The following is a 6,016-nucleotide window of genomic DNA, read 5'->3' as shown; positions in this document are numbered from 1 at the left end:
TCCTCACCAAGAACGAGGACGGCTCGGTCGACGCGATGGAGCTGTCCGACGTCCCCCAGCTCGGAGAGCTCCAGAAGATCGAGGCCGAGCTGGCCGAGCTCCTCGCAGCAGACGACGTCGAGAACCTGGCCGCGGCCATGGATCCCGGGAGCACGGCCGGCGTGCTCATCTGGGAGAACCTCTGGGCCGCACCGTTCGCGTCCGYGGCCCGTCGCTCGGGCGGTCAGCTCATCGCTGACGGCCGCATCCCGATCCAAGCGATCATCGCCTCGATCGAGGCCGACGACGCGCTCGCCCAGGAGGTCTGACATGCCGCTCCGTCCCGCTCGCATCGGCAGGGTCGGCGTCATCGGCCACCCCGTCGCCAAGACTGCCGTCGTCGCCAAGGCCGTCACGCCCGGACCCGCACCCGTCGCGAAGACCGCCGTGGTCGCCGCAGCCGTCACGCCCGGACGCCGGCGCCGCCGCATCTAGCCCGCCCGATCGCCGTGACCCGTCGAGAGGAGTGACGCGCGTGAGCGATCACCGCGGGTTGTGGCGACCCACGTCGATGTCCTGCACCAGGCGATGACGGCATGACGTTCTCCGAAGTGATGGAGCAGGTGGCTCGGGCCTTCGAGGGTCTCGGTGCGGTGATCCTCGTGCTCGGGTTCGTGTGGTCGCTGTGGCTGGCCGTCTCGGCCTGGCGCCGGACGACCAGCGGTCAGACCGGGTTCGTCACGCTGCGACAGTCCTTCGGTGCCGCGCTCCTGCTCGCTCTCGAGGTGCTGGTGGCTGCCGACCTCATCCGCACGGTCGCCGTCGCGCCCACGCTGGAGAACGTCGTGGTCCTGGGCCTGATCGTCCTGATCCGCACCGTCCTCAGCTTCTCGCTGGAGGTCGAGATCGACGGCGTCCTGCCCTGGCGACGAGCGCTCGTCTCGGGTCCCACCCGCATGGCCGAGGCCGCTCGGCGCTCCCGCAACACCCCCGACCTCACCGCGCCGGACGCCGCTCGAGAGTGAACCGCCGCACCCGCGCCACCGAGTCCGGGTGGTCGTGCTCGCGCCGCGGGACGAAGACGGCCGCGGGGCCGGTCGTCGCCTCGCAGCACCACCCGTAGTCGGGACCTCGGACCCTACGAGCGGGACGCGCGACCGTCGCAGGGTGAGGGAGAAGGCACCGATCTGTCGGAGGTGCGCGATGAGCCGAGCGATCGTGGTGGGGTACGACGGGTCCGCGCACGCCGCGGACGCGGTGGAGTGGGCTGCACGGCAAGCCGCACGTGAACGGCTGCCGCTGCGGATCGTCTTCGTCGCACGGACCGTCGTGGACGGGTACGTCGTGAGCGACCGCCCGCTGGACCTGTCCGCCCAGGTAGGCGGTCAGGTGCTCGCGGACGCGACAGAGCGGGCCCACGCGGTCGCCCCGGACCTCGAGGTGACCACGCAGGTCGACGAGCGCGAGAGCGTGGCCGCCGCGCTCACGGAGGAGAGCGAGCGCGCGCACCTGCTGGTCGTCGGGTCACGAGGCCGCGGGGGCCTCGCGGGACTGCTGCTCGGGTCCGTGAGCGTCACCGTCGTGGCCCATGCGCACTGCCCCGTCGTCGTGGTCCGCCGCCATGCCGAGGCGGCCACCCCCTCGACGCCCCGGCCGGTCGTGGTCGGCGTGGACGGCTCCTCCACGAGCGCGCAGGCCGTGGACGTCGCGTTCGACCAGGCGTCCCGTCGCGGCGCGCAGCTCGTCGCCGTGCACGCGTGGGAGCTGCCCTCGGTCATCGGGCCTGTCCCACCCTGGATGCCGGAGGAGGTCGAGGAGCTCCGTGTCGCGGAGAGGGTCGTCCTCTCCGAGAGCCTCGCGGGACACGCGGAGCGGTATCCGGACGTGGAGGTCCGCGCGGTGGTGCGCCGCGGCGCACCCGCCTCCGTCGTCCTCACCGCGGCCGACGACGCCGAGCTGCTCGTCGTCGGGTCCCGGGGGCGGGGCGGGTTCCGCGGCCTGCTGCTCGGCTCCGTCAGCCAGACGGTGCTGCACCACGCGACGTGCCCCGTGATGGTCGTCCACCCGACCGGCWGAACGCGTGGGGCTCGGTGGTCACCGGCCGAGCTGCAGCCGTCCCGCGTCTCGCGGCAGCACGGCGACCGGACAGTCGGCGTGATGCAGCACGGCCTGGCTCACGGAGCCGAGCAGCAGCCCGGCGAACCCTCCGCGGCCGCGGGAGCCGACGACGACGAGACGCGCCGAGTGGCTCTCGGCGATCAGCGCCTGGCGAGCGTCACCCTCCTGCACCACGCGTTCGACTGTCACGCCGTGGGCGTCGGGACGCCGCAGGGCTGCGTCGACCAGGTCCATGTCGGCCGCAGGAGCTCCGTCCGACGGCACGACCGTGACCACCCGCAGCGTGGCTCCGTGCGCGGCCGCGTAGGCGAGCGCGAGCTCCGCCGCGGGCATGGCGCCGCCGCTGCCGTCGACCCCGACGACGACGGGCCCGGCCGGCGCGGTCCGCCCACGAAGGACGAGGACCGGGCAGCGTCCGTGCGTGACGAGGGCGACCGCGACCGAGCCGACGAGCAGCCCGGTGAACCCGCCGAGCCCCCGGTCCCCGACGACCACGAGGGCTGCGTCCACGCTCGCGCGCAGGAGGACAGGTGCAGGCGCTCCCGTCACCACGCGGCCGGTGACAGCGACGTCGGGTGCGGCGCGCCGAGCCAGCTCCACCGCCTCCGCCACGATGCGGTCGGCCTCGTGTCGGAGCCCGGAGCCACCCGACCCACCGACGAGCGCCCCCTCGGGCACCCGCAGCTCGGGCCAGACGAACGCGTGGACGACCTCGAGCCGGCACCCGAGGACGTGCGCCTCGGCGGCAGCCGTCCCGACCGCCCTCAGTGCGCAGTCCGATCCGTCCACGCCCACGACGATCGTCGGCGTCGGGTCTGGTGCTGCCACGGCCGCCACCACCTCTCGAGGCGTTCCCGCACGCCAGGCGTGCGCGCTGTCGCACCGATCGTCGACCCGGGACCGCGGCGGGCGGTAGAGCCGTTCGGCCCTGGGCGCGCCGAGCGGGGACCTTGTGCCCTACGCCCCGGGCGGCGTGCCGACGGACGCTGAGAGGGAGGACGCCCGCCGCACGGGTGGGCCACCCACGGGCGGAAGGGAGCAGTGCGATGACACGCACCTGGAAGGTTCGGATCGACCTGTTCGAGACCGACGACCTGCGGGGGGACGGCGACGTCACGAAGGCGCACGCCGAGCTCACCACCTCCAGCGGCACCCGTCTCCAAGGTCAAGGACGCGCTCGCCGGGCACCTCAGGACCGCGACGTCCCGGAGATCGGTGACGAGCTGGCCGCGGCCCGGGCGCTGCGCGACCTGGCCGACCGACTGCTGCGCGCCACGTCGGAGGACATCTCGGCGATCGAGCACGAGGACGTGCAGATCGTGCGGTGACCGCGGAGGGGTGACGGGCCCCGACCCGGCACGCGACGATGGTCCCGTCGCCGGCTCGTCGGGTCACCGGCGCCGGTGAGGAGTCGCGATGGTGGGGCACGACGCGAACGAGCCCCACATCCGGCGCGCCATGCCGGCGGACCTGCCGGTGATCCGTGCCGTGCTGGCACGCGCGCTCGCGCCCGATCCGCTCATGGACTGGATCTTCGGTCCGCACCGCCGTCGCGAGGCGGCCGTCGCCGCGTTCCTGTGGGGACCCGTCGAGGCGTACACCGCGGCCGGCACGGTGTGGCTGGCCGTGGCCGGGGAGCAGGCCGTCGGGGCCGCCGCGTGGTCGGTGCCCGGCACGCAGCCGTCAGCGCCCAGCGGTCCCGCTGACCTGCCGGGACGCTCGATGCTGGACCTGCTGCTCCCCGAGGAGCACGTCGCCCTGGTCCGCGCAGGCTTCGAGTCGATGCACGGGCAGCTGCCCGACGAACCGCACGCCCTGCTGCACCTCCTGGGCGTCGACGCCGACCGGCGCGGCCAGGGCATCGGGGGCGCGCTCATCGACGCCGGCCTCGCCGCGATCCCCGCGGACGTGCCCGCGCACGTCAACACCACCGTGGAGGCGAACGTGCGCCTGTACGAGTCGCACGGGTTCGTCCGCGTCAACTCGGTGCGGCTCGGCGACACCGGCCCGCACATGCACGCCCTCCGGCACCCGTGAGGAGAGATCCCGCGCGACCTGGTCAGAACCGGTAGGCCGTCTGGCCGTGCCCGCCGCCGAAGGCGAGCACCTTCGCGGGGACCACCCGGTACACCCACGCACCGTCCGAGCCTCCCCCGGTGTCGCCGGCCTCGACGAACCCCTGCCCGCGGACCACGAACCTCCAGTCGTCGCCGTACTTCCCGAACCAGGCGTCCGCCAGCCTGTGCAGGTCGTCCGGCTCGGTCACCCTCGTCGCGGTGCCCTCGACCACCAGCTCCGTGCCGCTGTCCCAGCCGCCCGCGCCCGTGCTGCCGGTGGTCACCGCGACGCGCGCGTTGCCGTCGAGGTTGCGCGTCTTCTGCTCCTCGGGCCCGGTGCAGAACGCGAACGCGCCGTCCACCCAGACACCCACGAGGGGGACGGCGTGCGGACGGCCGTCCGTCCGGACCGTGACGATCCAGTAGAGCTGCGCGTCCGCCAGCCGCCGTTCGATGGCCTCCCACGTGGGTGGCGTGGCCGACGGGTCCCCGTAGCGCGGGTCGATCTCGCCGGTCGTCACACCCTGATCGAGCTGCTCGTTCACCATGGTGGCCCCTCCGCTCGGCGACACTGCGCGACGGACGTTGTTCCGACCGGGCACGGCCTCCCGACCGGTCGTTCGCGACGATACCCGGCGACGCGGACCCCGAACACCGGGCAGACTCGGCGGATGGGCACGCATGAGGCGTGGGTGCTGCACGTCGACCTCGACCAGTTCGTCGCGGCGGTCGAGGTGCTGCGCCGCCCGGAGCTGGCGGGCCTGCCCGTGGTCGTCGGGGGCCGCGGGGATCCGACCGAGCGAGGCGTCGTCTCGACCGCGTCGTACGAGGCGCGCGCGTTCGGGGTGCACTCCGGGATGCCCCTGCGGATCGCGGCCCGCAAGCTCCCCGACGGTGTGTTCCTGCCGGTGGACGCCGCCGAGTACGAGGCCGTGTCGGAGCGGGTGATGGCGACGCTGCGGTCGCTGGGGGTCGTCGTCGAGGTGCTCGGCTGGGACGAGGCCTTCCTCGGTGCACGGACCGACGACCCCGAGGCGCTGGCCCGGCGGGCACAGGCGGCGGTCCTGGCCGAGACCCGGCTGCACTGCTCGGTGGGGATCGGCGACAACAAGGTCCGCGCGAAGATCGCCACGGAGTTCGGCAAGCCCGCCGGGACGTTCCGGCTCACCGCCGTGAACTGGTTCGAGGTGATGGGCGACCGCCCGACGATCGACCTGTGGGGCATCGGGACCAAGGTGTCGCGCCGGCTCGCCGGCCTCGGGGTCACGACGGTGCACGAGCTCGCCGCCGCGCCCGTCGACGCTCTGACGGCGGAGTTCGGACCGAAGATGGGCGTCTGGTACCACGAGCTCGGAGCGGGGATCGGCCCGACCACGGTGGACGACAGCCCGTGGATCCCGCGCGGCCACAGCCGGGAGACGACGTTCCAGCAGAACCTGACCACCCCGGACCAGGCGCGCGAGGCCGTCCGCACGCTGGCGCGCGACGTCGTCGAGGACGTCGCCCAGGACGGCCGGTCGGTCGTGCGCGTCGCGCTGAAGGTGCGCTACGCGCCGTTCGTCACGACGAGCATGAGCCGCAAGCTCGGGGCACCCACCCGGGACGGGGAGACCATCGTCGCTGCGGTTATGGCGCTCACGGACAAGCTCGAGGACCGGGAGGTCCGCCTGCTCGGGGTGCGCGCAGAGATGACGATGCCCCAGGACGCCGATCCCGCCGACCGGACGCCGGTCCGCGGCAGGATCTGATGCGGACCGGCGTGCTCGAGCTACCTCAGGGACGGACGCGCACCGCTCCCGCCAGGTCCACGTCGACGGCCGAGCGCCCGATGTACACCGGGACCTGGCCGATCGGGGTCACCC

Annotated in this window: 7 protein-coding genes and 2 pseudogenes; 7 read left to right on the top strand and 2 right to left on the bottom strand. The window is 73.9% G+C overall.

Annotation, left to right across the window (positions count from 1 at the left end):
- The 4 genes and pseudogenes from AC1DUQ_RS15955 to AC1DUQ_RS15940 all read left to right on the top strand — a co-directional run.
- Positions 1-308: pseudogene (locus AC1DUQ_RS15955) on the top strand (DUF6325 family protein); the annotation flags it as partial.
- A gap of 1 nt (position 309) precedes the next feature.
- Positions 310-474 (top strand): hypothetical protein, encoded by a 165-nt coding sequence (locus AC1DUQ_RS15950; RefSeq protein ID WP_477062209.1) that lies wholly within the window; start codon positions 310-312, stop codon positions 472-474.
- Positions 475-575: 101 nt separating this feature from the next.
- Complete coding sequence (locus tag AC1DUQ_RS15945; RefSeq protein WP_477062210.1) at positions 576-1,004, top strand: DUF1622 domain-containing protein; 429 nt, start codon at positions 576-578, stop codon at positions 1,002-1,004.
- A gap of 178 nt (positions 1,005-1,182) precedes the next feature.
- Positions 1,183-2,031, top strand: a pseudogene (locus AC1DUQ_RS15940) (universal stress protein); the annotation flags it as partial.
- A gap of 42 nt (positions 2,032-2,073) precedes the next feature.
- On the opposite strand, the gene AC1DUQ_RS15935 reads toward AC1DUQ_RS15940, so the two are convergent.
- Positions 2,074-2,925, bottom strand: a complete 852-nt coding sequence (locus AC1DUQ_RS15935) for a universal stress protein (protein WP_477062212.1) — start codon at positions 2,923-2,925, stop codon at positions 2,074-2,076.
- 218 nt (positions 2,926-3,143) lie between these two features.
- Between AC1DUQ_RS15935 and AC1DUQ_RS15930 the strand changes: the two genes are divergently transcribed.
- Together AC1DUQ_RS15930 and AC1DUQ_RS15925 are read left to right on the top strand one after the other, a co-directional pair.
- Positions 3,144-3,425: a dsRBD fold-containing protein gene (locus AC1DUQ_RS15930; RefSeq protein ID WP_477062213.1), complete on the top strand. Its 282-nt coding sequence runs from the start codon at positions 3,144-3,146 to the stop codon at positions 3,423-3,425.
- Between the two features lie 88 nt (positions 3,426-3,513).
- Positions 3,514-4,134 carry a GNAT family N-acetyltransferase gene (locus tag AC1DUQ_RS15925; protein WP_477062214.1) on the top strand — a complete coding sequence of 207 codons (621 nt, stop codon included), beginning with the start codon at positions 3,514-3,516 and terminating at the stop codon, positions 4,132-4,134.
- Between the two features lie 22 nt (positions 4,135-4,156).
- Here the strand turns inward: AC1DUQ_RS15925 and AC1DUQ_RS15920 are convergent, their stop codons facing one another.
- Complete coding sequence (locus AC1DUQ_RS15920; RefSeq protein ID WP_477062215.1) at positions 4,157-4,702, bottom strand: pyridoxamine 5'-phosphate oxidase family protein; 546 nt, start codon at positions 4,700-4,702, stop codon at positions 4,157-4,159.
- A 123-nt stretch (positions 4,703-4,825) separates the two neighbouring features.
- On the opposite strand from AC1DUQ_RS15920, the gene AC1DUQ_RS15915 reads away from it, so the two are divergent.
- A complete protein-coding gene (locus AC1DUQ_RS15915) occupies positions 4,826-5,902 on the top strand; it encodes a DNA polymerase IV (RefSeq protein WP_477062216.1) in 1,077 nt (358 codons plus the stop codon).
- Positions 5,903-6,016 lie beyond the last annotated feature (114 nt).

Source organism: Cellulomonas sp. P4_B5_2, from assembly GCF_056402235.1.
This window is presented reverse-complemented; position numbering and strand designations above follow the sequence as displayed.